Raw genomic sequence first — 2,552 nt, forward strand, 5'->3', positions numbered from 1 at the left:
TTACTGCCGTCTTTAAACTCCGTACCATTCCCATAGACAGAGTTTGTTGCCGCATCCCTGACTGCCCGCAACCGGTTACCGTTATACGTCAAAGCCAGATGATCGATCAGCCCATAGGTACTTGCAGTAGTCTGCCCGTAACGCTTCAACCCCAGAATATTCCCCATCTTGTCATACCCCGTAACCTGCTCATTGAACCGGTCCGTATTAGCTGCAAGCGTAGTGCCTTCCCCGTAGAGGGCATCCTTCAACCTGGAAAGCCCGTCATACGTGAAACGATACCCTCTTTGGCTGGTTTCCGATCCCGCCTTCCACGACATGCTGCTGATGTTTCCATTATAGCAGGGAGTATTCCCCGTTATCGCCTCCTGATAATTGAGCGTCTGACTGAACAACGTTCCCGTAATACTCTTCGTCCACGAACGGACGTTATACGCATACTCCGTTTTCAGTTTCGCGTTTCCGTTCCTACCGTCCGACTTCAAGCGTCCCACCTCATCATAGGTGTTATCCACGATCGTCACTGCCGCGGCATTGTCCAACTGACAGGTTGTTTTCAGCAAACGCTCCGCCTGGTCATAAGTATGAACATAGACTTCTGTCCGGGTCTCCGACCCGACCGTATGCACTTTCCTGACTTGTGTAGGGTTCCCCAGGAAGTCGTAGGCGGTAAAGATCTTCTCCGTAACCCAGTCCTTGAATTCCAGGCTGATGTGCCTGTCCTCGTTGATGGTCTGCGTACAGTCGAGAGATACCTGTCGCATAGTCCTGCCGGTAGGTGAGGCTGTCCGCCGAAAGGGAATAGATGCGCACGCTCAGTTTAGGGTAGAAGGTCAGGTAATGCGCCAGTTCTTTTTGGTTCCAATTGGTAAGGAACGAGGTTTACATAGGATGTTCGCTGTATTGAACGGGTAGAGTTGGTAAACATTTATAAAATAAACATTTAATATATAAAATACCCTGATATAAATTATCTTTAATTAGACAACCTATATCAGGGTAAGACACATCTTAAAAATTGCTTTCTATTATTCTTTTAAACAATCATTTATATTAATGATAAAAGTGTCTTTTCGGATAATATGATATATACTAGTATCTTTCAATACTAACTTCAATAGAGTATCATTTAGTTTGGAATTTGCAACATAATTATATCTTTCAAAATTGATTATAGTATCTTCTTTACTTTCCATTTCTTTTATTCTAACCTGAATATAATCACAACTAGTTGCATTTGATGGAATATAATATAGATCTATATTAACTCGGTCCTTATATTTATACCTTCGTAACAATTTAAAATCGTCTCCTAAGTTGAACGTTAATATACTATATAAAAAGTAAATTAGAATACCTCCAATAATTATAAATATTACAATCTTAGATTTCATTTTTTTCTAGTTTTATAAAAGTTAAAACCTGATTTAATCCATTTCTGATCTCTGGGGTCATCTCCATACGGTGGCATCATTTTTCGCTTTGTTACTGTATATACTCCAATAGTAGGAGAGTCTACTTTTATGGTGGTGTTTTGATAAATCTGCCATTCTGATTTTGAGGTTCCTGACTTTATTTGATATTCACCTGCTTGTTTAAGAATAAACTTTTCACTTGGAAACCAACCATATGCCAATGCTACTGCTCCAAAATGATGATTTCCTATATCTTGAGCTTCCATTTTATCTCCGTCAAAATTGAATATAGTTTTTCCATCATTACCTAAACCATAAATCGTATTTTTATTATTTTTCAAGTCCCATTCTCCATTAGTTTTAACTTTATTCCTAAAAGTAAAAGGATTAATAATATCTTCTGATTCAGAGGTGTTTTTCGCCAATAAATTAGAATAAATTTCATCAATGTTTATTACTCCTCCAAGTTCACCCAGAAAAATATTATTATTATAAACAAGGTTATCTTTATTGTCATTGCGCATTATATAACCAGTATTATCAACAAATATTGTATCTCCTTCAGGATCTATATTTCTTATGGGATTATTTGCAACATAAACATATGGATTAATTGAATAATATTTCTCACTCATCGGATCCACCACATGCCACCTACCTATCGCCGCATCATAATGTCTGGCACCATAATCATACCAGTTCAGCCCATTCTTCTGATCCAACTCCTTACCATTATACTTGTAAGGCTGAACACTAGCTGTTGAAGTGAAAGTCCCCCCAAACGGATAATACGCATTCGTCTCCTCCACATTACCATCCTTATCCGCCACCAAACGGGTATTTCCCTGATGATCCTTCAAATAGAAATGGAACTTCCTGTCCGGGAAACTCACATACCCCGCCTCATTGAGCAGCATCCTCAACACCCCGTTCTCATAGACCGCATTCCCACAGTAATCCGTTGTCAAGGTAGTAGCACCCGTCTTGTGTACCGTACGAAGCTTCGTCCCGTCAGCAGCATACTCATACCGGATACTGTTACCGTTGGCAAAGGTTACCTCATCAGGCAAATTTAAAAGATTATATCCGATTTTACTAATATCCTTGTTTAAATCTTTAGTCAGATTGCCATTTTTA

The 2,552-nt window shown here is 39.3% G+C and carries 1 protein-coding gene and 1 pseudogene; both read right to left on the reverse strand.

Going from position 1 to position 2,552, the window contains the following annotated elements; translation table 11 throughout:
• Positions 1–764 (reverse strand): annotated as a pseudogene (locus CZ225_RS22840) (hypothetical protein); the annotation flags it as partial.
• 626 nt (positions 765–1,390) lie between these two features.
• The coding region (locus CZ225_RS22850; RefSeq protein ID WP_234983205.1) for an RHS repeat-associated core domain-containing protein at positions 1,391–2,552 on the reverse strand (1,162 nt) is incomplete at its 5' end.

This window comes from Bacteroides bouchesdurhonensis, assembly GCF_900155865.1.
Lineage (GTDB): Bacteria > Bacteroidota > Bacteroidia > Bacteroidales > Bacteroidaceae > Bacteroides > Bacteroides bouchesdurhonensis.